This is a genomic window from Nostoc sp. FACHB-110 (assembly GCF_014697425.1).
Lineage (GTDB): Bacteria > Cyanobacteriota > Cyanobacteriia > Cyanobacteriales > Nostocaceae > Nostoc_B.
This window is the reverse complement of sequence record NZ_JACJRU010000019.1, coordinates 23226-48624: the sequence shown is the minus strand read 5'-3', so window position 1 is coordinate 48624 and position 25399 is coordinate 23226. Positions and strand designations below refer to the sequence as shown.

The 25399-nt window shown below is 41.6% G+C and carries 24 protein-coding genes; 15 read left to right on the top strand and 9 right to left on the bottom strand.

Annotation, left to right across the window (positions count from 1 at the left end; translation table 11 throughout):
- Positions 1-148 precede the first annotated feature (148 nt).
- The gene (thiL, locus tag H6G69_RS18160; RefSeq protein WP_190690206.1) at positions 149-1147 is read left to right on the top strand and encodes a thiamine-phosphate kinase; all 999 of its coding nucleotides are present in this window, start codon (positions 149-151) and stop codon (positions 1145-1147) included.
- A gap of 30 nt (positions 1148-1177) precedes the next feature.
- Here thiL and H6G69_RS18155 read toward each other — a convergent pair whose 3' ends face one another.
- Together H6G69_RS18155 and nadD are read right to left on the bottom strand one after the other, a co-directional pair.
- Positions 1178-2191, bottom strand: coding sequence for a type I glyceraldehyde-3-phosphate dehydrogenase (locus tag H6G69_RS18155; RefSeq protein ID WP_190690203.1), 1014 nt, complete (start codon positions 2189-2191; stop codon positions 1178-1180).
- Between the two features lie 117 nt (positions 2192-2308).
- Entirely contained in the window at positions 2309-2932 is a 624-nt protein-coding gene (gene nadD, locus H6G69_RS18150) for a nicotinate (nicotinamide) nucleotide adenylyltransferase (RefSeq protein ID WP_190690200.1), read from the bottom strand.
- Between the two features lie 397 nt (positions 2933-3329).
- Here nadD and murC point away from each other — a divergent pair, with 397 nt between their 5' ends.
- The 4 genes from murC (at position 3330) to H6G69_RS18130 (ending at position 7062) form a co-directional block, all read left to right on the top strand.
- A complete protein-coding gene (murC, locus tag H6G69_RS18145) occupies positions 3330-4790 on the top strand; it encodes a UDP-N-acetylmuramate--L-alanine ligase (protein ID WP_190690197.1) in 1461 nt (486 codons plus the stop codon).
- Between the two features lie 89 nt (positions 4791-4879).
- On the top strand, positions 4880-5881 hold the full coding sequence (gene murB, locus H6G69_RS18140; RefSeq protein ID WP_190690194.1) for a UDP-N-acetylmuramate dehydrogenase: 1002 nt from the start codon (positions 4880-4882) through the stop codon (positions 5879-5881).
- Positions 5882-6074: 193 nt separating this feature from the next.
- Positions 6075-6422, top strand: coding sequence for a YbaB/EbfC family nucleoid-associated protein (locus tag H6G69_RS18135; protein ID WP_190690192.1), 348 nt, complete (start codon positions 6075-6077; stop codon positions 6420-6422).
- 154 nt (positions 6423-6576) lie between these two features.
- On the top strand, positions 6577-7062 hold the full coding sequence (locus tag H6G69_RS18130; RefSeq protein WP_190690189.1) for a low molecular weight protein-tyrosine-phosphatase: 486 nt from the start codon (positions 6577-6579) through the stop codon (positions 7060-7062).
- A 17-nt stretch (positions 7063-7079) separates the two neighbouring features.
- On the opposite strand, the gene H6G69_RS18125 is transcribed toward H6G69_RS18130, so the two are convergent.
- Complete coding sequence (locus H6G69_RS18125; RefSeq protein ID WP_190690186.1) at positions 7080-7763, bottom strand: response regulator transcription factor; 684 nt, start codon at positions 7761-7763, stop codon at positions 7080-7082.
- A 481-nt stretch (positions 7764-8244) separates the two neighbouring features.
- Between H6G69_RS18125 and smpB the strand changes: the two genes are divergently transcribed.
- Complete coding sequence (gene smpB / locus H6G69_RS18120) at positions 8245-8712, top strand: SsrA-binding protein SmpB (RefSeq protein WP_190690183.1); 468 nt, start codon at positions 8245-8247, stop codon at positions 8710-8712.
- 284 nt (positions 8713-8996) lie between these two features.
- Complete coding sequence (locus tag H6G69_RS18115; RefSeq protein WP_190690172.1) at positions 8997-9278, top strand: WGxxGxxG family protein; 282 nt, start codon at positions 8997-8999, stop codon at positions 9276-9278.
- A 79-nt stretch (positions 9279-9357) separates the two neighbouring features.
- Here H6G69_RS18115 and H6G69_RS18110 read toward each other — a convergent pair whose 3' ends face one another.
- Both H6G69_RS18110 and H6G69_RS18105 read right to left on the bottom strand, forming a co-directional pair.
- Positions 9358-10785: an IctB family putative bicarbonate transporter gene (locus tag H6G69_RS18110; protein WP_190690169.1), complete on the bottom strand. Its 1428-nt coding sequence runs from the start codon at positions 10783-10785 to the stop codon at positions 9358-9360.
- Between the two features lie 342 nt (positions 10786-11127).
- Complete coding sequence (locus H6G69_RS18105) at positions 11128-12678, bottom strand: GAF domain-containing sensor histidine kinase (RefSeq protein WP_190690166.1); 1551 nt, start codon at positions 12676-12678, stop codon at positions 11128-11130.
- A gap of 527 nt (positions 12679-13205) precedes the next feature.
- Between H6G69_RS18105 and H6G69_RS18100 the strand changes: the two genes are divergently transcribed.
- From H6G69_RS18100 to H6G69_RS18080, 5 genes are all read left to right on the top strand, one after another.
- Positions 13206-14342: a DegT/DnrJ/EryC1/StrS aminotransferase family protein gene (locus H6G69_RS18100; RefSeq protein WP_190690163.1), complete on the top strand. Its 1137-nt coding sequence runs from the start codon at positions 13206-13208 to the stop codon at positions 14340-14342.
- Between the two features lie 83 nt (positions 14343-14425).
- Positions 14426-15328, top strand: a complete 903-nt coding sequence (gene crtB / locus H6G69_RS18095) for a cyanoexosortase B (RefSeq protein ID WP_190690160.1) — start codon at positions 14426-14428, stop codon at positions 15326-15328.
- Positions 15329-15524: 196 nt separating this feature from the next.
- Entirely contained in the window at positions 15525-16244 is a 720-nt protein-coding gene (locus tag H6G69_RS18090) for a cyanoexosortase B system-associated protein (protein ID WP_190690157.1), read from the top strand.
- 126 nt (positions 16245-16370) lie between these two features.
- Complete coding sequence (locus H6G69_RS18085; RefSeq protein WP_190690154.1) at positions 16371-17774, top strand: polysaccharide biosynthesis/export family protein; 1404 nt, start codon at positions 16371-16373, stop codon at positions 17772-17774.
- A gap of 324 nt (positions 17775-18098) precedes the next feature.
- Entirely contained in the window at positions 18099-20255 is a 2157-nt protein-coding gene (locus H6G69_RS18080; protein WP_190690151.1) for a polysaccharide biosynthesis tyrosine autokinase, read from the top strand.
- 260 nt (positions 20256-20515) lie between these two features.
- Here the strand turns inward: H6G69_RS18080 and H6G69_RS18075 are convergent, their stop codons facing one another.
- From H6G69_RS18075 to miaB, 4 genes are all read right to left on the bottom strand, one after another.
- Complete coding sequence (locus H6G69_RS18075; protein WP_190690149.1) at positions 20516-20818, bottom strand: type II toxin-antitoxin system RelE/ParE family toxin; 303 nt, start codon at positions 20816-20818, stop codon at positions 20516-20518.
- Entirely contained in the window at positions 20815-21084 is a 270-nt protein-coding gene (locus tag H6G69_RS18070; RefSeq protein ID WP_190690147.1) for a type II toxin-antitoxin system ParD family antitoxin, read from the bottom strand. Before H6G69_RS18070 ends, H6G69_RS18075 begins: the two co-directional genes overlap by 4 nt.
- 95 nt (positions 21085-21179) lie before the next feature.
- The gene (locus H6G69_RS18065; RefSeq protein WP_190690143.1) at positions 21180-21572 is read right to left on the bottom strand and encodes a restriction endonuclease; all 393 of its coding nucleotides are present in this window, start codon (positions 21570-21572) and stop codon (positions 21180-21182) included.
- 69 nt (positions 21573-21641) lie between these two features.
- The gene (gene miaB, locus H6G69_RS18060; RefSeq protein ID WP_190690140.1) at positions 21642-23006 is read right to left on the bottom strand and encodes a tRNA (N6-isopentenyl adenosine(37)-C2)-methylthiotransferase MiaB; all 1365 of its coding nucleotides are present in this window, start codon (positions 23004-23006) and stop codon (positions 21642-21644) included.
- Between the two features lie 101 nt (positions 23007-23107).
- Between miaB and H6G69_RS18055 the strand changes: the two genes are divergently transcribed.
- The 3 genes from H6G69_RS18055 (at position 23108) to bchI (ending at position 25320) form a co-directional block, all read left to right on the top strand.
- The gene (locus H6G69_RS18055; RefSeq protein ID WP_190690138.1) at positions 23108-23722 is read left to right on the top strand and encodes a Uma2 family endonuclease; all 615 of its coding nucleotides are present in this window, start codon (positions 23108-23110) and stop codon (positions 23720-23722) included.
- Between the two features lie 43 nt (positions 23723-23765).
- Positions 23766-24020, top strand: a complete 255-nt coding sequence (locus H6G69_RS18050; protein ID WP_190690135.1) for a hypothetical protein — start codon at positions 23766-23768, stop codon at positions 24018-24020.
- A gap of 175 nt (positions 24021-24195) precedes the next feature.
- Positions 24196-25320: a magnesium chelatase ATPase subunit I gene (bchI, locus tag H6G69_RS18045; protein WP_190690133.1), complete on the top strand. Its 1125-nt coding sequence runs from the start codon at positions 24196-24198 to the stop codon at positions 25318-25320.
- Positions 25321-25399: the final 79 nt, after the last annotated feature.

The window sequence follows — 25399 nt, the reverse complement described above, 5'->3', positions numbered from 1 at the left end:
ACCATTATCGTAACTTGAGGAAGTAGAGAATAGGGAGTAGAAAGTAGGGGAGGTAAAGGTGCAAGGGTGTATGGAAGACAAGGAGAAGGGACAAAACAAAGGATAATTGACAATTAACTATGGACAAATGACAAATGACAAATGACAAATGACCACAGTTAAAGACATTGGCGAACAAGGACTATTAAAAAAATTACAAAGCTTTTGTCCCCCAGAAATTATTGGGGATGACGCAGCAGTTCTAGTAACTGCGCCAGGAAAATCTTTAGTAGTAACAACAGATGTCTTAATTGACGGCGTACATTTTAGTGATGCTACCACATCTCCAGAAGATGCTGGTTGGCGCGCAGCCGCAGCCAATTTATCAGATTTAGCTGCAATGGGGGCTTCACCTGTAGGTATTACTGTTGGTTTGGGGCTACCTGGCGATTTACAGGTAAGTTGGGTGGAGCGACTGTACCAAGGAATGACAGAATGCCTGCAAAAATACCATACCCCAATTGTCGGTGGTGATGTGGTGCGATCGCCAACTGCAACCATCTCTATTACCGCCTTTGGTGAAGTTGATCCTCAGCGAGTTATCCGCCGTTCTGCTGCTAAAGTAGGAATGGCGATCGTGGTTACAGGTGTTCATGGAGCCTCCCACGCTGGCTTAGAACTACTCTTGCATCCCCAATTAGGACAGAACCTCTCTCCAGCAGAAAAGACCCCCCTTATCAAAGCTCACCAACGCCCTCAACCACGCTTAGATGTATTACCCATCCTCTGGGAAATTGTAACTCCCCCATTCCCCGTTGCCGGAATGGACAGTAGCGATGGTTTAGCAGATGCAGTTTTACAAATTTGTCGCGCCAGTAATGTAGGTGCAGTTATAGACAGCCAAAAAATTCCTGTTCCAGGCACTTTTACCAATTGGCTCAAACCAGAACAAGCAATAGAATACGCCCTCTATGGTGGTGAAGACTTTGAATTAGTACTTTGCCTACCATCAACACAGGCAAATACTTTAGTACAGCAACTCAGCCTAGGTGCAGCAATTATCGGTACTATTACATCTGGTTCACAAGTTTTACTCCGTGACCAAAGTCAAAAAAACCCTGACCAAGTTCTCAGCCTTAGCCAGGGATTTCAACATTTTGGTCAATAGTTAACCGTATTTATTATTGGCTATGATAAATTATTGCCACTTCTCGGCTACTAGTTCAGCCAAATCTAGAACGCGTTGGCTGTAGCCCCACTCGTTGTCATACCAAGCCATGACTTTTACCAAGTCACTACCCATGACTAAAGTCAAGCTAGCATCAACAATCGAAGAAGCATCAGTACCTTGGTAGTCAGAAGATACTAATTGGAGTTCACTGTAGTCTAAGATACCTTTGAGTGAACCTTCTGAGGCATCCTTGAGGGCTTGGTTGACTTCTTCAGTAATAGTACGCTTCTCAACCTGAACAACGAAATCTACCATTGAGACGTTCGGGGTTGGTACACGCAAGGCAACACCATTCAGTTTACCTTTAAGTTCTGGAATTACAAGCGCCACAGCTTTTGCTGCACCTGTAGAGGTGGGGACAATGTTGATGGCTGCTGCTCTTGCCCGACGTACATCGCGGTGAGAAGCGTCTAGCAAACGCTGGTCTCCGGTGTAGCTGTGGGTTGTGGTCATTGTGCCTTTAATGATGCCAAATCTATCATTCAGCACCTTGGCAATGGGAGCCAAACAGTTGGTAGTACAGCTGGCATTACTAATAACGTGATGTGTATTGTGATCGTAATCGTGATGATTCACACCGATGACAAAAGTACCATCTTCATTTTTACCAGGGGCGGTAATTAGAACCTTTTTGGCTCCAGCATTTACGTGCTTTAACGCTCCCTCTTTGCTAGTAAATACCCCAGTTGCTTCGATAATTAGGTCAATTTCCCATTCTCTCCAGGGCAAGTTTTCTGGATTGCGATCAGATACGCATTTAATGGTTTTACCGTTAACGATGATAGAGTTATCATCGGCGGAAATGTCAACATCCTTTAACTTCCCAAGCATTGAGTCATACTTCAGGAGGTGAGCATTTGTTCTAGGATCTGATGTGTCGTTGATAGCTACAAGGTCGATATTGCTATTTTGCCGACCTAACCAACAACGTGCAAAGTTACGCCCGATGCGCCCGAAACCGTTGATTGCGACTCTAATCACAGTGTCTTGCCCTCTGTATTTATGCCTATAAGTTGATATCTTTGAACCCAATCATATCGCAAAGGAGGGGAGTATTAATAACTATAAAGTGTTAGATCCAAAAAAAATATATATATTTTATTCAGGTTTTTCTGAATAGAGCTTGTGAGTCGTGATGTAAAATTTAACCGACTCTGGGACTAAATGCTTAATAGATTTGCTTTCACAACAAAGTTTACGAATAAGACTTGACGAAACTCCTACTAAGGGTATATTCAAGAATTGCCAGTGAATGGTGAGTGACTGCTGTCTGAGTTGTTGCTCAACTTGTTGGCAGATAATATCGCTTTGAACTTGATCATTACCTAGCTGCCTAGGCGCAATCAACCAATCACACATTTGTGCTAGTTCGTGTCCTCGATACCAACGAGGTAAGGTTTGGAAGGTATCTAAACCTACAATCCAGTACCAGCGAGCATTTGGATAAATAGTAGATAAGTCAATCAAAGTGTTGATGGCATAGGAAGTTCCAGAGCGACTGGATTCTACTAAGGAGACAGTAAAAGCTGGGTTTTCTTTTGTAGCTAGTTGTAGCATCTGAACTCGATGTTCAAACGCTGCTGCTTGTTTATGAGGAGGATTAAGCGATGGTACCCAAATTATTTGATCTAGGGGTAGTTGATCCAAAGCCTTTTCGGCTATGAGTAAGTGTCCCCGATGAATTGGATCAAATGTGCCACCGAAAATTGCTAGTTGCTGCATCTGATCGGGCCTAGGCTTTATACATTTGAAGCACAATTTCACTATCAATGTATTATTGTACTCAATTCATGCCTTAGCTTGATGAAATTTAAAAGTAATTTGGTTACGAATGTATTATCGTAGCCCTTACCAGTCAGGAATCTAAAAATATGTATTTGTCATTACATGAATTTCTTTCCCGATGCAGTGTAAATTTTCAGAATATTCTTAAAAACAGTTCAGAAATAGCAAAAACCTCCTACAAAGGTAAAATCATTCTCAATCCGCATAACGCAATTGGAAAAGCTCTCAGACAGTAAGCCTAAAAAAGGTGTAGAAAAATTTACGGTAAAAAACAAATTCCTGTTATGATACGCGTGTCATTTGTGAATATGGTGTGGTGTAAGAGGAGTAATCAATGAGTAATGCTGTGGATTTTGGCGGTAGACCATTTCATTTCATTGGAATTGGTGGCATAGGTATGTCTGCTCTGGCATACGTTTTAGCAAAGCGTAAATTGCCAGTATCAGGTTCAGATGTGAGACCAAATCATATTACGCGGAAATTAGAATCTATCGGCACACATATTTTTGGTAAGCAAGAAGCAAGTAATCTTGAATTCTTTCGTCCTCAGCTAATGACGAATGAAACAACATTAAGTTCTCCAGAATCATTAACTGCTGCCAAGTTCTCACTACCTCAAGTAATTTGTTCAACTGCAATTAACACTAATAATTTAGAATACAAAGCAGCTTTGGAATTGGGTTGTCCAATATTACATCGTTCAGATGTACTAGCTGCTTTAATTGCTGATTATAAAAGTATTGCTGTAGCAGGTACGCATGGTAAAACTACAACTAGTAGCATGATTGGTTATATGCTGCTACAAGCTGGTTTAGACCCGACAATTTTGGTTGGTGGTGAAGTTAATGCCTGGGAAGGTAATGCTCGTTTAGGTCAAAGCGAATATCTAGTAGCAGAAGCGGATGAATCTGATGGTTCTTTGGTGAAACACGCGCCTGAGATTGGCATCATCACTAATATTGAACTAGATCACCCTGACCACTACGAAACATTAGATGAAGTAGTTGAGACCTTCCAAACATTTGCACGGGGTTGTAAGACTTTAATCGGCAGTATTGATTGTGCCACAGTACGCGATCGCCTAAAACCCACCATCAGTTATAGTCTGCATCAAGATACAAATGCTGACTATAGTGTGACAAATATTGATTATCGTCACGATGGCACTACAGCCTTAGTTTGGGAACGCGGTAAAGCTTTAGGTGTCTTAAATTTACGTTTACTTGGTCGGCATAACTTGAGTAATGCTTTAGCTGCAGTTGCAGTGGGACGAGGATTAAATTTAGAATTTGGGGAAATTGCTAAAGCGATTGCTACTTTTGAAGGAGCAAGACGACGTTTTGAGTTTCGCGGCGAAGTTGACGGGATTACTTTTATAGATGATTATGCCCATCACCCCAGTGAAATTCGTGCTACTCTTGCAGCTGCACGCCTTCAGGCGAGACCTGGACAAAGGGTAGTAGCTATATTTCAACCTCATCGCTATAGTCGCACACTGACATTTTTAGAAGAATTTTCTGAGTCCTTTGCTCATGCTGATTTGGTTGTACTGACTGATATTTACAGCGCAGGAGAACCCAACTTAGGACAAATTAGTGGTGAACAGTTAGCAACAGAAGTTGGCAAGTTTCATTCACAAGTAGTGTATCAACCAACTTTATCCCAAGTAGGTGAGTTTTTACTCAAAACACTGCGTCCTGGAGACTTAGCATTATTCCTGGGTGCAGGAAATTTAAATCAAATCATTCCTGAAATCATTACCACACTTTGTGAGGCTGCTACAGCCACATCTTGAAACTGTTGAATTAATCGTGTGAGCGATTCATACTGACTGCTGTATTTGTACGGCAGAAAAATGTAAAAATTTCACAAATTGATGTCAAAATGAAAACTTCTCCGGCAGCTGGAAACATCTGCACAGTTTCTGCTACACCTGCACAGAAACACGAAACAGATAAATCATCAGATAGCAAACTAATTTACTTACCTGGTACAGATTGTATTATCAAGCCTCAGGCTGCTCTCTCAGCTTTTACTTCATACCGAGTCGGGGGAGCCGCAGAATGGTATGTTGCACCCCAAAACATAGAAGCATTAAAAGCTAGCTTGAATTACGCAAAAGAACACAATTTAAAAGTAACAACTTTAGGCGCAGGTTCTAATTTATTGGTGAGCGATCGCGGTCTTCCTGGCTTAGTGATTGCAACACGTCATTTCCGCCACACTCACTTTGACCAAGAAACTGGTTTATTGACCGTAGCAGCTGGAGAATCAATTCCCAGCTTATCATGGGAAGTAGCTCAACAGGGATGGGAAGGCTTAGAGTGGGCTGTAGGTATTCCTGGCACAGTGGGCGGTGCTGTAGTTATGAATGCTGGCGCACATAATAACTGTATCGCAGATATCTTAGTTAGTGCCGAAGTTCTGTCAGCAGACGGTAAGTTAGAAACCTTGACTCCCGCCCAATTAAATTACAGCTATAGAACATCAATCCTGCAAGGTAGTGATTGCATTGTCACCCAAGCAACTTTTCAACTGCAACCTGGTGCAGACCCAGCCAAAGTTTTAGCATCAACCAAACAACACAAACAACATCGACTCTCTACCCAACCTTACAACTTTCCCAGTTGTGGTAGTGTATTCCGCAATCCCAAACCTTATGCAGCTGGCTGGTTAATTGAACAAACAGGTCTCAAAGGCTATCAAATTGGTGGCGCGCAAGTTGCTCAACTCCATGCCAATTTCATCGTCAACCGTGGTGGAGCTAAAGCTAGTGATATTTTCTGCTTGATTCGTCACATCCAAGAAAAAGTACAAGAACGCTGGTCGATTTTGTTAGAGCCAGAAGTCAAAATGATGGGCGAGTTTCAGGCAGCTTGTGGCTAGGGAGAGGCTAGAGGTTAGAGACTAGGGGCTAGGGAGGAATTTTATTCATAGCCAGCCAGATTCAATCACAAATATTTCTATTCCCTACTCCCTACTCCCCACCATTAATTATTAGTAACAAAAGTGGCAAATTACCGCCCGCATCTATAATTGAATTTGATTTGTTATTCAAAGCACACGCGGACAATCAACTATGACAGGTAAAGGACAAGGATTTGGCTTTGGCTTAGGCAAAATGAAAGAACTGGCCGAAGCCTTTAAAAAAGCGCAGCAAGTTCAAGAAGGCGCAAAGCGGCTCCAAGAAGAATTGGAGCAAATGGAAATTCAAGGAGAAGCTGGCGGTGGCCTAGTCAAGGTGATTGTCAGTGGAAATCAAGAACCAAAGAGAGTAGAAATTTCTCCTGATGCTTTAGCACAAGGATCAGAATTACTTTCCGACCTTGTAACAGTGGCTATGAAAGACGCTTACAACAAATCCACAGCCACAATGCGCGAACGGATGGAAGAATTGACCAGTGGACTGGAATTGCCTGGATTTTAGTTAAAGGGAGACAGTGCCGTGGGCGGGGTTTCCGACACTGCGCAACTGTCATTAACTGGCGTTCAATAGTCAATAGTCAATAGTCAATGGTCAAAAATTTTGAGACTATAGACTGTGGACTATGGACTTTTGACATTTATTCAGCGCAATATCTATGCCCTATAAGCTGTTGTTTGTCTGTCTGGGAAACATCTGTCGTTCGCCATCGGCAGAAAACATCATGAATCATCTCATAGAGCAGGCTGGATTAAGTAACAGCATTGTCTGTGATTCTGCTGGTACATCTAGCTATCACATTGGTAGTCCGCCTGACCGTCGGATGAGTGCGGCGGCGGCGGCTCAATTAGGAATTCAACTTCGTGGTCGAGCCAGACAATTTGTCAAGTCTGATTTTCAGGAGTTTGATCTAATTTTGGCAATGGATCGAGACAATTACGATAATATTCTTGCCCTTGACCCAACTGGCCAATATCACAATAAAGTGCATTTAATGTGTGAATTCTGCACTCGACACAACCTCAAAGAAGTTCCAGATCCCTACTACGGGGGAATAGAAGGATTCAATCGAGTCATCGATTTACTGGTTGATGCTTGTGAAGGTCTGCTTCAAGAAATTAGCAAGCAACAATTAGAAGCTTGATGGCATAACGCCAGCAGCTATTCTACCAAACCATGTTTAATTGCAAACCGTACCAGTTCAGCCCGGTTGCTGGTGGCGGTTTTTCTTAATAAACTGCTAACGTACTTTTCCACAGTTCTCGGACTCAGGTGTAATTGTTGACCCATTTCAACATTTGATAGACCATGAGTCAATAATTCGAGAACTTCTTGTTCTCTAGTCGTTAGGGATGAGAAAAATTCAGGTTTTTCAAGCTGGGTAAATATAGAGTTTTGCGCTTCTACTGCGGTTGCTGGGGTGGAATTACCGAGATTTTCTTTCTGGGAAACGCGATACTCAGATTGAATAATTTGCGATCGCTCCAACAAATTGCGAATAGCCGCCGCTAACTCCTCTAACTCAAACGGCTTTGGTAAATATAAATCACACCCCGACTGATAACCCAAAATTCTCTCTTGGGTTTTTGTCCGTGCTGTCAATAAAATTACAGGCAATAAACGGAATCCTGGTTGTTGGCGCACCCGACGTACCAGTTCATAGCCATTCATCCGTGGCATCACAATATCAGTGACGATTAAATCGGGATGGTACTCTTCTACCATTGCTAAAGCTTCTTGACCGTCATTAGCCGTAATCACAGAATAGCCAGACAGTTCAAGATAGTCGCTAATAGACAGACGAGTGCCCAGGTCGTCATCCACTACAAGGATCGTCAAGGGCATGGAAAGTACACCCCTACCATTGTTGTTACTTAGAAATTTGCTTCCACGAGCTTTTTCAGTGAACACAGGCAATAAATAGTGTTCTTATGTTTCATACTATGACAGGATTACCAGCTAATGACTGCCCGATAGTTAATTTATAAAGAAAATCTTAAATTATCAGCAGTGGCTTAAGCAGTTTAACGCAAGTTTTATAAATAGTGCTGATTAGGCATAAATACTTTCGTAATTCTTAACAACGCACCATTAGTGCATAGTAATCACTCACCATAATGTAAATATTAATATTGACTTTATCCATAATAATGCAGCAGCTTGTACTGCACAAAACATTTTAATTGATGCTCAGAAAACGATAGATTAATAGGATAACACTGATATTCAGCTAATAATTAATTTATAGTGGTTAAATACGCCTCTATCTATTTACAAGCTAGTCTAAGCAATTTTTGCAACACATTTAAAAGTTATCAAAATATCAATGAGTGACAAGAGCGAAAGTTACAAAGTTATTAGTGACAACCGTCAAGCCCGCTATTTGTATGAAATCTTAGAAACCTATGAAGCTGGTGTTCAGTTGACGGGAACAGAAGTTAAATCAATCCGTGCGGGTAAAGTGAATCTACAAGATGGTTATGCTTTGATCCGCGATGGCGAAATATGGTTAATTAACGTGCATATTTCTCCATATAACGCAAGTGGGCAATATTTTAACCATGAACCGCGTCGGACGCGCAAGTTATTACTGCATCGTCAAGAAATTCGCAAATTAATTGGCAAAGTAGAACAGCAGGGTTTGACTTTGGTTCCCTTAAAGATGTACCTCAAGCGAGGTTGGGTAAAAGTGAGCATTGCCCTGGGGAAAGGTAAAAAAATCCACGATAAGCGCGAAGATATCAAACGCCGGGAGGATCAACGGAATATTCAACGAGCCATGAAAAATTATTAGTTAATCGTTATGAGTTATTTGTGACTTTCCTCGGCTATCCTACTGCCTACGCAATATTTTCCACTCCCTAGTACAGGTTGGCGTAAATAAACAGACCATCTGAACTTGCTAAAAGGCTTGTGGTATCACTATTTTTTCTTTTTACTTTTGCCTTGTGGTACTAGATTGTATACCCTCAGCGTGAAGAAAGAAACAGCATAGTTTATAGCTCAAGATTGATTTTGGCTTTGTTAGGACTCGATACAGTGGTGAGTAACTTTTGGCAGCAAAAAGGAAACTTTACCATGAAAAGCAATATCACTCAAGCACTGGGCATGGGGTTACTGACTGTGGGTATGGCAATTTTGCCTTTAACTGTGCCTGTACAAGCACAGGTTAATTCGACTCCTAGCACGACTGACAATCCCCAAACAAATACAACTGACAATCGCAATGATTTTGATTGGGGTTGGTTAGGATTACTTGGTTTAATTGGTTTGGCTGGTTTAGCTGGTAAAAAACGCAACGACGAAACAACTCGTTATCGTGACCCCAGCACCACAGGTAGTAGTACCTATAGAGAGTAGTGCAACCTAGACAAACCCATGTTTTGTGTTCTCAATTTTTGAGAAGGTTACGTCGTTCAACGTAACCTTCTCAACACGATTAACTAGCAGCAGACTCTTGGTTAGTTGAATTAATTGCTTGAGTGTTGACTTGGTTTAAAGGAGTCCAGTAACTAGCAATTAAGGCAACCATCAGCCACCACAGAGTATTCACCTCTGGACGGAACCAGATGGTATCTACTGTACCGTGGGCTAACATCCCCAATAAACTAGCAAAAGCCCCAATTAACCAAAATCCTTGGATATTTCGAGATTGACGTAATCTCCGTAGTTGTAAAAATGCTGTATTAAACGTCACGATAATCAGCCACAGAAAACAAGCTAAACCAATAAAACCAGTTTCTACAGCTACCTCCAGCAGAATTGAGTAAGCACTCAAAGCACTATAACGAGGACGTTGATATAGGGGGTAGATTTTATTAAAAGAATTATGGCCAGGGCCAATACCGATAATAGGGCGATCGCGAATCATCTCAAACACCGCATCCCAAACATTACGGCGAAAATTATTACTGCTATCTTGGCGATCGGCAAAAATACTCATAACCCGCAGACGCACTGGCTCTACAAAGAGTATTGCTAAAATCAACAATCCCAACAAACCACCTAACATGATGGGTAGCGACCAAGTACGCCAAAAAGGGGGCATCTGCACACCCCACCAATACACTAACAACGTAATTGTGGTGAAAATAGCGACTAATAGTCCTATCCAACCACCACGACTAAAAGTCAAAATTAAGCAAGCACCATTAACTATTAACATAGTTAATGCCAAAGCTTTTTTCACCCAACTCTGCCAAACAAAAATTGCTACTAAACTTAAAATTACCGCTGGCATCAGGTATCCAGCTAATAAGTTAGGATTACCCAAATAACTATAAACTCTAGTAGTCTTAGACAACGGTGATTCTGGATCTACCCAAGTTGCTAATTGTGCAGCACCAAAAAACCATTGCCGTAATCCATAAACACTCACAATCAGCGATACCAACAAATAAAGGCTAATAATCCATGAACGGATACGTGGTGACTTGAGTACTCTGGCACAAAGGGCAAACAACAACAAATAAAGTGTTAATGTCACCAAATCGTTGACAGCCGCCTTTTTTACTGGTGATAATCCTGTAGCGACAACAGCCACACCCCAGTAGAGCAATATCAATAAGTGAATAGGCGTGAAAAATGGAGTATTGGCTGGGACTGGTTCATCAGATAAAGTCAACAACAGCCAAAAACCTACACAGGCTATCAACAGCACGCCAATTAATGTGCTTGATACAAAAGGAGCAAGCGCATAAACTAAGCTGATTAAAGCGGCTGCTATTACATCTCCCCACTGTAGCAAAATGCTGCTTTGTCGCCATGAGTTGAGTAATCCAACCGAAAAACGGCGTAGATAGCTAGTTGCCAAATATTCTTTGAGTGGTAAATCAGATAAAGTAAATCGTTGCCAGACTAAATTCATAAAACACACTGCAATCAATTAGCAGATCCGCACAAGTAGAACTTGCACTCGATCATAATGCGGGTGATTATAAACAGCTAACAACTAAGATTGCAAATTCATACCACTACTGTTTTGCCAAATTATGATTACAGCAGAAAAATAATATTGACAATTTTGGATGTTTTGGACGTTTTATTTTTTTATTATGTTTGTTCGTATAGGAATCCGGTTTGATTTCTGAATCTAGTTGTGTAGTTAGGGAGTAGGGTTGAGGGAATAGGCAAGAAGATTGATCTGGGTGTAATGATTTTTTGCCTAAATCCAAAGATGAGTCCTATATTAGTCATCAAAACTAGCGTGTTATTCGATTTCAGTGGCTTCCGAGTTAGTCGCTATTTGTATAGGTAGAGACAGTACATACCTATGTCCTGATTCTGGTGAACCTTGGATAGAAATTTGTCCACCATGCAATTCTGCTAGTTGATAACTCAACAATAAACCTAGGCTTTCACGAGACAAGTTACCATTACCCTTAGCTAAATCCATTTCCGAACTGACAGTTAATAAATCTGAGTAAGAATCACTCAGGTTTGATGATTTTTCTACTGCTACTGGGTAACTGTTTGACTCGTCTAGATTGTCTTGGTAAGGATTGTAAAACCCTGTTTCATTGCTGAGTTCCAAAAGTGACAATGGATGAAGTCGAAAATAAGGATCAACTTCAGTAATTCCATCTCCCAACCAAGGATGTGAGACCCAAACAGTAATGTTCAAGGTACTTTCTTTGTAAGAAACATGAATCCGAACAATACTACCTGTGGCAGACAGTTGAATCACACTAAAAACCATGTGGTAAAGTATTTGCCGTACTTTATCCTTGTCTAAAGGCCAAATGCGACCACGCCCTGGTTCGATAGAAAGGCGAATATCTTGCTCTCGGCGGTTTGCTGGCTCTTCTAGGCTATTAATAGCTTGCTGACAAAGCATTTCAATGTCTACAGGTGCTAGGTTGAGGACGTTGGAGTGATCATTTACTGTGCCTAGTTCGGTAATTTCGTTAACTAACGATAATAAATAACGGCCGCTGTGTTGAATAATCTCAAGATATTCTCTTTGCTTTGTTGTTAAAGGCCCGTAAATTTCTCGCCCCAAGACACTAGCCATTCCTAGTACTGAGGTCAAGGGTGTGCGTAATTCGTGAGTCAGTTGTTCCAAAAGTTCTAGCTTTAATTGCTTAGTAGATAAGGATTCTTTGTCTACGTTTGTTGGGTTAATTTTGCTGTCGCTTGTGGATTCATCACTGAATAACAAAGCAGCATTTTTATGATTGCTTTTTTCTGGCTTAATTTGTAAGAGTCGGTTGCGCTCAAATTCACTCATGCTCCAACGAGCGATGATTTGTAAAAGTTCAATATCTCGATTTTTAAAATCTCGCGGTACTAAATCCATGACTGCCAAAGTACCCAAGCAATGCCCTGAAGAATCTATCAGCGGTACGCCTAAGTAAGCACGGATGCCGTAATCCTGTACTAACTTACTAGTAGACAACGTAGGATTACTGTATTTATGTGTATCGTTAATAGCTAATTCTCTACAAGATTCTACTACTTGAGTGCAGAAAGATTCTTGGCGCAACAACTGACGACTTTGCGCTAAATTATTCATTAATCCCAGCCTAGATAAACCTACAGCTGATTTAAACCAGTGACGTTCCTGATCTACAAATCCCAAAATGGAAATTGGTGCTTCCAAAAAATGGGCAGCTGTTTGAGTAGCTTCTTCAAAGACTGGGATTGTTTCTGGTTGACGTAAACCTAGCTCTGTCAGTATTTTGAGGCGTTGTTGTTCTCTTGTTTCCTGAGAGATCCAACCATCCTTAAGGGCTAATAATTTGTTTTCAGGCTCTACCATTGCCACCGCTACCTTGATAATTCGTCGATACTGTAATTTATATAACCGCTGTTTCTGCTTGGTTATTATTCGCTATTTTTAAGCATTCCCCAAATTTGCCCTCGACAAACAATAATTGCACAAAATTTTATACCCATACCGTAAATCTAGGTGCATCCTGAGATAATCAAATAACTCAGGGTTGAACACAGAAGTACGTTAGTTTGAGATATTGCCAGGGTAATATAACTTTAAGGTCAGGATAAAAGCTTTTTATCCTGACAATTGATGTCTAGCTCATGAGCGAATCTAGGTTTTTTTCACTCAATTATTGCTTGCTTAATATTACTATGTGATCAAAAATAATGTGATTTATATTAGGTAAAAAAACGGATATTTTTTTAAATTAAATAAATATTTTTCTTGGCTAATTAGTTTTTTAAATTAATTATTCGAGAGGAATTTAAATTATATTTAAAATTTTATCGGTTAATCTTTAAAAGAGGTAAAAAGTGACTTTAATGTTCAATTTTTGAGGATAGAACCCAATGAATCAAGCTACTGTGAGAGTTCCTTTTGTAGACCTGAATTTACAACATCAACCAATTCAAAAACAATTAGAAGCAGCGATTAATGGTGTATTAAGTAAAGGCGATTTTATTTTAGGAAAAGCTGTGGCAGATTTCGAGGCGGCTTTTGCTGCGGCATCTGGGACAGCCTATGGTGTGGGTGTGGCATCAGGTACTGATGCGATCGCTCTTGGTTTACAAGCTTGTAATATTGGTATTGGTGATGAGGTTATTTTACCAGCCAATACCTTTGTTGCCACACTGATTGGTGTGTTAAAAGTTGGTGCTAAACCAATTCTTGTTGATTGCGATCCTCATACAGCATTAATTGATTTAGAGGCGGCAGCTAAGGTAGTAACTGCCAAGACGAAAGCCATTATCCCTGTACATTTGTATGGGCAGATGGTATCACCAAAGCAATTATTAGATTTTGCTACTAGCCACAACCTATTTATTTTTGAAGATGCCGCCCAAGCGCACTTAGCCGAACGTGAAGGTTACAAGGCAGGTTCTGTAGGAATTGCTGCGGCTTTTAGCTTTTATCCTAGTAAGAATTTAGGCGCGTTTGGCGATGGCGGAATGCTGTTGACAAAAAATTTAGAAATATCCCAAAAAATGGCACGTTTGCGTAACTACGGTTCATCGCAAAAGTATGTGCATGAAGAACCAGGGACAAATAGCCGCCTGGATACGTTGCAAGCAGCTATTTTACTAGCAAAACTGCCTTATTTAGCGCAGTGGAATAGCGATCGCCTAACTATTGCACGGCAGTATGATACAGAATTAGCATCGCTCACATCTGCTGGCATCATCCCGATGCAAAATCACAGCGACACCGGACACGTCTATCATTTATACGTGATGAAAGTTGATGAGTCTTGTCGTTTACAACGCCAACAAATTCAGGAAAAACTTTTAGCCGCAGGAATTCAAACAGGTATTCACTACCCTATTCCTTGTCATCTACAACCAGCATACACTTACTTAGGCTATCAGCAGGGCGATTTTCCCCAAGCAGAAAAACTCGCAGGGCAAATATTATCTTTACCTATGTATCCCGGGTTGACAAGTAGCCAAGTTACAGCAGTTGTGAGCGAAATTGCTGCAAATCTTTGATTTTCATGACATGATTTCTGATGTTAGCAGTGGTCACTAGTAAGACAAGCGATCGCTAATCATTTTTTTAATTGCTTATCATCATGGCACTTCCGCAACACATTCAAATCAAAAGCAAACAGCAATTACTAAGCATTGCGATTTTAGGTGTTTTAGGATTGTTGTATGCTCCTTTGTTACTACATTGGCTAGATGGTTGGCTAAACAAAAGTATCAGCATCGAACATGAATATTTTAGTCACGGAATCATCGGTCTACCCTTTGCCGCTTACTTAAGCTGGCTGAACCGCAAACAATGGCAACGTCTCCCAGAAAGCACCCATCCTTTAGGTGCTTTCTTACTAGTAATTGGGGGAGTATTCTATCTCAGTGGTATTGCCGAGTGGGTAAATCTTTCTTTACCTATAATTCTCGCGGGGTTGTGCTTATGGTTTAAAGGCATAGCCGGGTTACGCTTGCAAGGATTTCCGTTGATATTAGTACTATTAGCCACACCAACATCCGTACCTTACTTACTAGTTCCTTACACCTTACCTCTACAAAGTTTTATTGCTGGAACAGCAGGTTTTATCCTCAACCAGATAGGAATGCAAGTTGTTGTTGATGAAATCAATATTTATGTAGGCGGACGAATTGTCGAAGTAGCACCTTATTGTGCAGGGTTGAAAATGCTCTTTACTACCCTTTATGTCGGTTTGATGTTACTTTACTGGACTGGTGGTTTAGCTTCACGCCGCATTAGTACTTGGTTTTTGGCTACTGCTGTGGCAATTAGCATTACTGCCAATATCATTCGGAATACTTTCCTGAGTTACTTCCACGGCACAGGCAATGAAGCTGCTTTTAAATGGTTACATGACAGTTGGGGCGGTGATCTGTACTCTGCTTGTATGCTTTTATTATTAGTGCCATTGCTTAACTGGATGAACGATCATTTTTTACCAGCAGAGCCAGCAATTTCCCAAGCAGTAGATGAGCCAGACTAAACAAAGAGCATCAAAATCTCTTTTAAAGTAACCGTGATGAAGTAGGCACACCATAATTCATAAAAGTCTGCTTCAAGAACAGTTTGACTGTTCCTCAGCACAAGCGCACTTCTAGCTAGAGGAGATGGCTACTTTTACTGAACTCAGAGAGTCATTTTTTAAGTAGAATTTTGCGTAAATATTCCCAATTTTACTAATGCTTTCCTTATCTAAGGTTCTCAAAGAAAAACAATTGTCTTATATAGTAGTACTTGTATTATTACTACTGCTTTTAGGACTAGGAGGAGTACCCGGATACTTCACAGGACGCTGGCAATGGAAACAGCCACCACCTGTCACCACCCTCAAAGAATTAAGAAAAATACGGAAAACGGGATTACCCATTCCTGGTTGGCAAACAGTAGAACAAGTAGAACAGCAAGTTGGCGAACATAAATGGTCATTACAAGTTCTCAAACAAGCAACTTCCCCCACCCAAGCAATCATGCTTTTACTGCCACAAAATGGGCCAAAAGATCAACCTGAAGTAGAATGGACAGAAATTAATGGCTGGGGAAAGTTGCGTTGGGGAAAATGGGATGTAGCCCAAGAACGCACTGTAGAATTTCAAGTTAAATCCCAAAATTCTAGCTTAAATGCCGAAATACCAATCAAAGCTAGGTTTTTTCGGGCTTCTACCCAGCAAGATACCTTTGCTGTTTTGCAATGGTATGCTTTTGCCACAGGTGGAGATCCTTCACCATTACGTTGGTTTGTAGCAGATCAATTGGCGCAATTACAAAAACATCGTGTACCCTGGGTTGCTGTCAGCGTTATGTTACCTATGGAACCTTTAGGAGAAGTGGAAACTACTTGGCCTTTAGCTCAATCTTTGGGTGAAACAGTACAAACTACATTGATGGCAAAACATCTATAGCCTAGTTTAAAACTGTCAACAATTAACTACCGCGAGTAATTCTGCAATCAAAAAAGCATAGAAGTGATTTTCAGAGTAAAATAACGACTCGGCGGAACAAATTATGCATTCAGCTTTACTGCACTAATGTTCATAGCTTCCCATTATTATTTGCGTGCATTCAGCGTCCTGTGTTTTGTGAGTTTTCAGTCCAGTGTTTTCCTCATAAACACTGTGCAGCCTGTCATCGCTCAAACTTTACCAAAACCAGAGACATCGCCAGGGCAACTGCCAACGCAACCACCAATAAATCCCGTCAATCAACTACCCCTACAGCCTCCCTCGCCACCGCCTAACGCTGATGTTCAACCAGGGAGTGATAATAGCGAATCTTCCCAGCTTAACCGTTATCTTCTTGGGCCAGGTGATGGAATTAGTGTTGTGTTTCAAAAGCCTACGGGTGCTTACCGCTTAGGTTCAGGAGATTTGATTAGTGTTGTTGTCCAACGCTTTCCAGATTTAACTTTTCAAGCTTCAGTCAATCCTGAGGGTAACATTATCGTGCCATTGCTAGGTACTGTTTCACTAGAAGGTTTAACTTTGTCGGAAGCCCAGGAAAAGATTCGCTTTTTACTCAATCGTTATGTTATTAATCCTGTGATTGTGTTGTCTTTGACTGGGCCGCGTCCTGATTTGAGTTTTCAAGCCCAAGTCAGTCCCGAAGGAAATATTGTTGTACCACAAGTAGGTGTTGTCTCAATCCAAGGATTGAGTTTAACTGAAGCGCAAGAAAAAATTCGTCTGGCTTTAAGTAAGGTGATGCCAGATCCAGCGATCGCTGTATCTTTGGTTGCGCCGCGACAGGTACAAGTTACAATTAGTGGAGAAGTCTTTCGTCCAGGTATTTATACTATTGGTTCGGCGACTCCCAGAGTGGCGGATGCTTTAATTGTTGCTGGTGGTTCTACGATGAACGCCGACTTACGCCAGGTGCAAGTCCGGCGGAAGTTGCTGGATGGTTCGGTAATTTCCCAAAATATTGATTTGTATGGAGCTTTGCAAAATGGTGGCACAGTGCCGAATTTGCGTTTGCAAGATGGTGATGCTTTAATTGTGCCACGTCGGGAAATTGGCAACGAAGATGGTTACGATCGCAATTTAATATCTCGTTCTACTTTAGCTGTACCCCAAATCAGAGTCCGGGTGTTAAATTATGCTGGTGGTGGCTTAGTCACCCAAACGCTGCCCAATGGAAGTACTTTTGTTGATGCTTTGGGGGGAATTAATTTAGATACAGCTAACCTCCGAGATATTGCTTTAGTTCGTTTTGACCAAGAAAGAGGCCGTGCAGTCACTCAAAAACTAGATGCGAAAAAAGCTCTTTCTGGTGATATTGCTCAAAATGTCCCACTGCAAGATAACGATGTGATTGTGGTTGGACGTAATTTAGTTAGTAGAATTACCAATCTCTTTAGTACAATTACTCGGCCTTTCTTTGATGTCCAAAGTTTTATCCGCTTCTTTGATTTCTTAGGTGGTGGTAGTAGGTAGTTCGGTGTCAATCATATTCTGGGGAGCAGTCAGGGTGTAGGGAGAAACAGAAAAATATCTCCTCTCGAAAATGAGATATTTGATTTTCTGCCAGTCTCTGAGTAAGTAGCAATCAAGGTCATTAGTTCAGGCGATCGTTGGTGATTTGTCATAAGTAACTATTTCAGGTTATCTTGATTACGAAAGACTTATGTATTGGTTTGTAATTGCGGAAAAACTAAAGACTAATTTTTAACAAATAACTAATCATTCTTGACTATTAGCTGTTAAGCGTTGACCATTGAGTATTAACCACAATTTTCTCGCTTTATATGTGCCTCTGCTATGACCCCACCAATTGTTAAGCGTTATTTAATTGCTTTTGAGAAGTACAAATGGATTGGACTAGCTAGTTTTGCTTTAATTGTTGCAGGGTCAACGGTGGTTGCTGTACAGCCAGATCCACCAACTAACTATGTAGCAGATGGCGCACTGACCTACAATCGTCCCCCAGTCTCATTTTCAGCCACAGGAAATGAGATTCAGCAACAAGGACAAGAATTAAGCGAAGCGGCGTTGCTTTCCGATCAAATTATTGAAACTGTAGCGACAAAACTCAGTATTAAACCGAAAACTATTGGCACAAATGTAGCACTAAAACTACCAGAAAAAGGCAAGTCTGGCGAAGTGTTATCTACACTAATTGAATTGAAGTATAAAGATACTGATTATAAGCGGGCTAGAGAGGTAGTGCAGGAATTGATGCAGGCGATGATTAAGCTGAGTGGTGACATTAATACCGCACGCTTAACGTCGATTATCAAAAAAATTGAAGAACGAGTCCCGCAAGCTCGGTTGGAGTTGCAAACAGCTGAGAAAAAACTAGAACAATACGATCGCCGCGAAAGACCTGCAATATTATCAGCAGAGAATGGTAGTTTGTTAGCGGCGGTAACTGCTAGCCAGAACCAACAACGGCAAATTCAATTAAATATTGCTGGGGTAGATGCTCAACTTCGCAGTTTACAAGCAAAGCTGGGCTTAAATGTGGATAAAGCTTATGTTTCTTCCGCGTTGAGTGCTGATCCCATTTTGACAGAATTGCGATCGCAACTGTATCAAACAGAATCACAAATCGCCTTATTACGGAAAGATTTGCGACCAGAACACCCTACTATGATTCAGTTGCAACGTCAAAAACAAGCCACCGAAGAATTGATTCAGCAACGCGCTGGTGAGGTTGTTGGTGGTGGTGGAACTACAGCCCCGCTTGCACGAGATGTATCTGGTATCCGCGCCCAAAGCAACTTAGATCCTGCTAGACAGGCTTTGGCGAATCAGATGGTGACTTTGCAAACTCAACGGGAAACGCTACAACAACAGTTAGCACAGCAAGTCCGGGAAGAGACAAGATTACGTCAAGAGTATTCTTTAATACCTAACAAACAATTAGAGCGATCGCGTTTAGAACAAGAGGTCGCCCTCAAAAAAGCTGTTTACGACCAAATGCAAGCTAAACTGACAGACTCTAAAACCGCCGAAGCAGAAACTGTCAGTAGTTTAACTGTGGCTCGTGCGCCTAGCGTCCTGGCTGAACCAACGAAACCTAAGAGTGTCCCGGCTACTTTAGCTATTGGTGGTTTCCTCGGCTTTTTAGTAGGGGGTGGGGTGATATTTTTGTTAGGTTCTTTGGAAGGTACTTTCAAAACCAAAGAAGATATCCGCGAAAATCTCAAACAGCGAGAAGTCGTTTTGCTGGGCGAACTACCTTTAATGCCAGTGGATGATCTAGCACCTGAGAGGATTCCAGTAGTATTTTCGCCAGATTCTCCGTTTTTGGAGTTTTATGAAAAATTCCGCAGTAATTTACGCCGCTTAGGTGGTAAAGACTTAAAAGTGGTGCTAATTGCTAGCACAGGTAGTCAAGAAGGAAAAACAATCAGTGCTTACAATTTGGGTGTCGCGTCTGCGCGTGCGGGTAAACGGACTTTAATTGTGGAAACAGATTTGCGCTCGCCTTCTCAAGCTGCATCTTTGAAAGTTTCTCCTGACCCTGAAGCCACTATTGAGCCACTGCGTTATTATGCGAGCTTGAGCGATTGTATTCGTCTAGTGCCAGAGGTTGAAAATTTATACATCATTCCAAGCCCTGGGCCTGTACGTCAATCGGCGGCAATTCTGGAATCTAGCGAGATGCGGCGATTGATGGAGGATGCAAGAGAACGTTATGACATGGTAATTTTAGATACGCATCCTTTAAGTTACTCTAATGATCCTTTATTAATTCAACCTTACAGCGATGGGATAGTTTTAGTGGCGCGACCTAACTATACCCAAGAAAATATGCTAGGTGAAGCGATCGACCAATTAATGGAAGCCGACCTGGGATTAGTAGGTGTAATTATTAATGGTGCTGATATTGAAGTAGCCCAACCTCAACCTGTGGAAACTAACACAGTGGAAGATACAGAAGTTGCCGCAAGTGCAAATAATTACAACTAAATAGATGTGGAGTTTGTTTTTAGTATATTATTTCCATCAATTGCGGCGTTTAGTATGACGTTCGTAATCTTCAAAACGCAATTTAGCGATCGCACTTGATGTCAACAATAGGATAAGCGATAATTTCTCGGAGTTTGCCCCATCCATGTTAGTTAGTAATGTTGGTGTGGCTGGGTGATTTGATCAGTGTTGAGCGATCGCTTGTGAAATACTGGAATAAATGAAGCGTTGATTAATGGTGGAGGAATTATTTGCGATCGCTAATCTTCTTGATTTTCAAATAGTGATTTGAGATTTCTTCTACCACTAACAACTCTGACTATTTCAATATTCTCATTCATATTTTGGTAGAAAATTATATAGCCATCTAGTGGAATACCTCGTAAGCCAGCCCGTAAATCTTCATATTTTTTTCCCATCTTAGGAAAATTAACAAGTTGTTTGCATTTTTGATTAAACTCTTGCAGTAATCGTTCTCCTGCTTCAACATTTTCGATGGCGAAGTATTCAGAAATCTGTTGTAAATCACGAGATGCAGGTAATGAAATAATATACTTGCTCATTTCTGAGACTCTTTAATATTTTGTAAATTTGTTAATAAATTATTAACAAAAGTCTCCCCGTCAATTCCTTCACCATTCTCTAATGATGCTATACCTTCATCAATAAGAATACGCGTTTCATCAAGCCATGCTTGATCTGCAATGGTTTCTTGTTCTAAAAGTGACAATGCAGCCTGAATTACTTCGCTGACATTATTAAATTTACCTGTGGCTAGTAAATTTTGAATTAATTGTTCTTGATTGGAGGTTAATGTAATACTATTCATATAACCTTTTTCTAGCTTTTTATATAGTATAATAAATAATAATTATAAAAACCTAATTTCTTTCATTTGTTGAAATTCTTCTTCAGACATAGCTCTTAAAACTTTTTTTTATAATCTTTAATTCCAATTGATGGATCAGGGTTATTTCTCAGTTGCTCCAAACGATGATTTAGGCCTGATGACGCGAGTGTAGAATATACACCGATAAAGCCATCAGCCTTGAAACCTTTAACACGCTCTAAAAGATTTTGTTCATCATTTTCGGTAACGGAACGCTGCGAACCAGCAAAATGTTTACAACTTACAAGCCACCTTAGCCGCACATTGGCTAGAGTACCTGAAAGTGTTTCAGTCACGAGAATATCTCTACCATGATCTGAACCACGATCAGGTGGTGTTTCGATGTGCATACCCATTGACTGAAGAAGATCCCTAGAAAATAGCTCCCAATCATCAGTATCGTGAGGAATCTCGGTAAAGTTAATCATTTAATGTCTATGTGTATTTTCTGCCTAAGTTTCTCTTCACTTGAAATTTTCAGTGTGGTGTACATTCACTTAAACTGTCAAAGCTTGCCGCGCTTCTATCGGTTCACCAGTCAAGCTAAAAGCGCGAACTTCGGTGATTTTTACTTTCACCAATTGCCCTTTTAATTCATTAATATCGCCTGTAAAAAATGTCAGACGATTTCCGCCTGTGCGTCCCATGACTTGAGTTTTATCTTTGGGGTTTTGGTCTTCGACTAATACTTCTTCGATGCGACCAAAATAACGCTGCGATCGCTCGGCTGCTTTAATCGCCACTAAATGATTTAATCTTTGTAGGCGATCGCTTTTCACCTCTTCACTCAGTTGATTTTCCCATAATGCCGCAGGTGTGCCGGGGCGTGGAGAATAGGCGGCTGTATTTAATTGGTCAAAACCAATATCTTCCACCAATTTCAAGGTATTCTCAAACTGTGCTTCTGTCTCACCAGGGAAACCAACAATCGCATCTGCACTAATTGACGCATCCGGCATATACTTGCGAATTGTATCAATGATGCGGCGATATTTTTCTTGGGTGTAACCCCGTGACATCGCTTTTAAGACATCGTTATCCCCAGACTGGAAAGGAATATGGAAGTGTTCGCATACCTTGGGTAACTCAGCACAAGCTTTGATTAACCTTTCCGTAAAATAACGGGGGTGACTGGTAGCAAATCTTAGCCTTTCTACTCCCGGCACATCATGGACGTAATAAAGTAAATCTGTGAAGGTGTGCAGATGTCGTCCTTCTGGTGTGACTCCTGGTAAATCTCGACCGTAAGCGTCAATATTTTGACCGAGTAAAGTTACTTCCTTGTAACCTTGTCTGCCTAATTCTTCCATTTCGGCGCGGATGGCTTCGGGGGTGCGGGACTGTTCTACACCACGCACGTTGGGAACTACGCAATAAGTACAGCGTTCGTTACAACCGTAAATCACATTCACCCAGGCGGTAACTTTGCTGTCTCGGCGCGGCTGGGTGATGTCTTCCATAATATGCACTGGTTCAGTGGCGACAACTTGATTACCGCCAAATACTGATTCCAGCAAATCTTTCAGGCGGTTGGCGTGCTGTGGCCCCATAACCAAATCTAATTCGGGAACGCGGCGTAGTAATGCTTCGCCTTCTTGTTGAGCGACGCAACCAGCCACGACTAAAGTTAAATCTGGTTGTTCGTGTTTGCGCTTGGCTTGTCTGCCGAGGTAAGAGTATACCTTTTGTTCGGCGTTATCTCGAATGGTGCAGGTATTGTAGAGAATTACATCTGCATGATTGGGATCTTCGGAAAACTCAAAGCCCATGTCTTCTAAAATGCCAGCCATGCGCTCTGAGTCGGCTTTATTCATTTGGCAACCGAATGTAGTAATGTGATAGCGGCGTTTAGAAGTGGTCATGGGAATTGTGCTTAATTAGCGTGATTAAATATGCTTGGTTTATATCTCTATTCTATTAAAGTATAGAAAAGACTAACTGATGGAGGAGGCGATCGCTTTATATGGTTCAAGAAGCTGTATCATCAGAAAACCTAGCTCCCGCGCCAGACATCAGCCACATCGTTATTGAAGATGATACCCCTGTGGATAACTTTCGCTTGGAAAAACAACAGCGTTTGTTAACCGAAGTTTTATACACCTCTTGGAATCGTCCCACAGGTTCCGAAAGATTTATTGTAGCTGCTAATGCGGGAGTTTTCTATAGTATTGGTTTACCGCCCTTAGTCCCAGATGTCTTCTTGAGCTTAGATGTGACTATGCCAGATGACTGGCAACAAAAAAAGAACCGGACTTATTTTACCTGGGAGTTTGGGAAAGCCCCGGATGTCGTAATTGAAATTGTCTCCAACCGCGAAGGTAATGAATTAGGTAGTAAGTTACAGGACTATGCCCGGATGGCGGTAGGTTATTACGCTGTTTTTGACCCACTGCAACTTTTAGGAGATGAGATACTACGCACTTATCAGTTAGCAGTGAGGCATTATGTCGAAATGGACACGAGTTGGTTAGCAGAAGTTGGTTTAGGTTTAACTCTCTGGGAAGGTGTGTTTGAGGGTAAACAAGATATTTGGCTGCGTTGGTGTGATATTGAAGGAAATGTTTTGCGGCATTGCTGATTAGTGGGATGTTTTTTGTTTCGCGCAAAGGCAAGGCAGCGCGTTGGGCGGCTCTGCCGACTTGAAGCGACTGCCGCGCAAAGGCGCGAAGAATCAATATTTTATTTTTGTTAAACATCTCAATTCATCCCGCATTGATGCAACGCCTGTTTTGCTTACGGGTGCAGAACGCGCTCAAGCTGCTGAACAACGCGCCTTAATTGCCGAAGAACGCGCCCAAACGGCAGAACAAAGGGCTGAACAATTAGCTGCACAATTAAGAGCGTTAGGAATAGACCCTGACCAATTACCAAATTAGTGAAACGCAGAGTGATTCAATCAGCCTGATATCATCGCCGACAAATCAGAAAAACTCTTTCTCCCCCGCACCCCACACCCCACACCCTACCCCCTACTCCCAATTCCCTATTCTCCCCGCCCCCAACTGTGGCACAATAAAGAACTGTAATAAAAAAAGTTATTAAGGTAGTTTAGTGACTCCAACTGCTCAATCCACGGCAAGTGCGCGTCGCGTGGTATTTCCATTTACGGCAATTGTGGGCCAGGAAGAAATGAAACTGGCGCTGCTGTTGAACGTGATTGATCCCAAAATCGGTGGTGTCATGATTATGGGCGATCGCGGTACAGGCAAGACAACTACTATCCGGGCGTTAGCGGATTTGTTGCCAGAAATCCCTGTAGTTGCTAATGACCCCTTCAATAGTCACCCCAGCGACCCCGACTTGATGAGCGATGAAGTCCGTCAAACAGTAGCACAAGGTGGGGATGTTCCTGTAGACCATAGAAAGGTGCAAATGGTAGACCTGCCTTTGGGTGCTACAGAAGACCGGGTATGCGGTACTATCGACATCGAGAAAGCGTTGTCTGAGGGTGTGAAAGCTTTTGAACCAGGACTATTGGCAAAAGCGAATCGCGGTATTCTCTACGTGGATGAGGTCAACTTGCTTGATGACCACCTCGTAGACGTGTTACTCGACTCGGCAGCTAGTGGCTGGAACACCGTAGAACGCGAGGGTATTTCCATCCGTCACCCAGCGCGGTTTGTGCTTGTCGGTTCGGGAAACCCGGAAGAAGGCGAATTACGTCCCCAGTTACTTGACCGTTTTGGTATGCACGCCGAAATTCACACAGTGAAAGAACCAGCGTTACGGGTGCAAATTGTCGAACAACGCTCGGAATTTGACCAAAACCCACCAGCATTTTTGGCACAGCACAAAACTGAGCAAGAAGCCTTACAACAAAAAGTAGTCAATGCTCAAACGCTGTTACCAGAAGTCAAAATTGACTATGATTTGCGGGTGAAAATTTCCGAAGTTTGTTCAGAGTTAGATGTGGATGGTTTGCGGGGTGATATTGTTACCAACCGTGCAGCCAAAGCATTAGCCGCCTTTGAAGGACGAACCGAAGTTACCCTTGATGATATCCGTCGCGTGATTACTTTGTGTCTGCGTCACAGGTTACGGAAAGATCCTCTCGAATCGATTGATTCTGGTTATAAAGTCGAAAAAGTTTTTGCTCGTGTTTTTGGCGTGGAATTACCAGAAGAAGATTCTGCAAAGAAAAACGGCACAGGACAAATTAAAACGGGTGTGCGCTAATTTAACTGAAAAAAACAACTAGGGACACAAAATTTTGTGTCCCTAAAAATTTGTTGTTTTTGCTTTTCTAACTCGGCAA

Coding starts and splice junctions, on each gene's coding strand:
- thiL (WP_190690206.1), top strand. CDS start 149: ATGACCACAGTTAAAGACATTGGCGAACAAGGACTATTAAAAAAATTA.
- nadD (WP_190690200.1), bottom strand. CDS start 2,932: ATGCAGCAACTAGCAATTTTCGGTGGCACATTTGATCCAATTCATCGG.
- murC (WP_190690197.1), top strand. CDS start 3,330: ATGAGTAATGCTGTGGATTTTGGCGGTAGACCATTTCATTTCATTGGA.
- murB (WP_190690194.1), top strand. CDS start 4,880: ATGAAAACTTCTCCGGCAGCTGGAAACATCTGCACAGTTTCTGCTACA.
- H6G69_RS18135 (WP_190690192.1), top strand. CDS start 6,075: ATGACAGGTAAAGGACAAGGATTTGGCTTTGGCTTAGGCAAAATGAAA.
- H6G69_RS18130 (WP_190690189.1), top strand. CDS start 6,577: ATGCCCTATAAGCTGTTGTTTGTCTGTCTGGGAAACATCTGTCGTTCG.
- H6G69_RS18125 (WP_190690186.1), bottom strand. CDS start 7,763: ATGCCCTTGACGATCCTTGTAGTGGATGACGACCTGGGCACTCGTCTG.
- smpB (WP_190690183.1), top strand. CDS start 8,245: ATGAGTGACAAGAGCGAAAGTTACAAAGTTATTAGTGACAACCGTCAA.
- H6G69_RS18115 (WP_190690172.1), top strand. CDS start 8,997: ATGAAAAGCAATATCACTCAAGCACTGGGCATGGGGTTACTGACTGTG.
- H6G69_RS18110 (WP_190690169.1), bottom strand. CDS start 10,785: ATGAATTTAGTCTGGCAACGATTTACTTTATCTGATTTACCACTCAAA.
- H6G69_RS18105 (WP_190690166.1), bottom strand. CDS start 12,678: ATGGTAGAGCCTGAAAACAAATTATTAGCCCTTAAGGATGGTTGGATC.
- H6G69_RS18100 (WP_190690163.1), top strand. CDS start 13,206: ATGAATCAAGCTACTGTGAGAGTTCCTTTTGTAGACCTGAATTTACAA.
- crtB (WP_190690160.1), top strand. CDS start 14,426: ATGGCACTTCCGCAACACATTCAAATCAAAAGCAAACAGCAATTACTA.
- H6G69_RS18090 (WP_190690157.1), top strand. CDS start 15,525: ATGCTTTCCTTATCTAAGGTTCTCAAAGAAAAACAATTGTCTTATATA.
- H6G69_RS18085 (WP_190690154.1), top strand. CDS start 16,371: ATGTTCATAGCTTCCCATTATTATTTGCGTGCATTCAGCGTCCTGTGT.
- H6G69_RS18080 (WP_190690151.1), top strand. CDS start 18,099: ATGACCCCACCAATTGTTAAGCGTTATTTAATTGCTTTTGAGAAGTAC.
- H6G69_RS18075 (WP_190690149.1), bottom strand. CDS start 20,818: ATGAGCAAGTATATTATTTCATTACCTGCATCTCGTGATTTACAACAG.
- H6G69_RS18070 (WP_190690147.1), bottom strand. CDS start 21,084: ATGAATAGTATTACATTAACCTCCAATCAAGAACAATTAATTCAAAAT.
- H6G69_RS18065 (WP_190690143.1), bottom strand. CDS start 21,572: ATGATTAACTTTACCGAGATTCCTCACGATACTGATGATTGGGAGCTA.
- miaB (WP_190690140.1), bottom strand. CDS start 23,006: ATGACCACTTCTAAACGCCGCTATCACATTACTACATTCGGTTGCCAA.
- H6G69_RS18055 (WP_190690138.1), top strand. CDS start 23,108: ATGGTTCAAGAAGCTGTATCATCAGAAAACCTAGCTCCCGCGCCAGAC.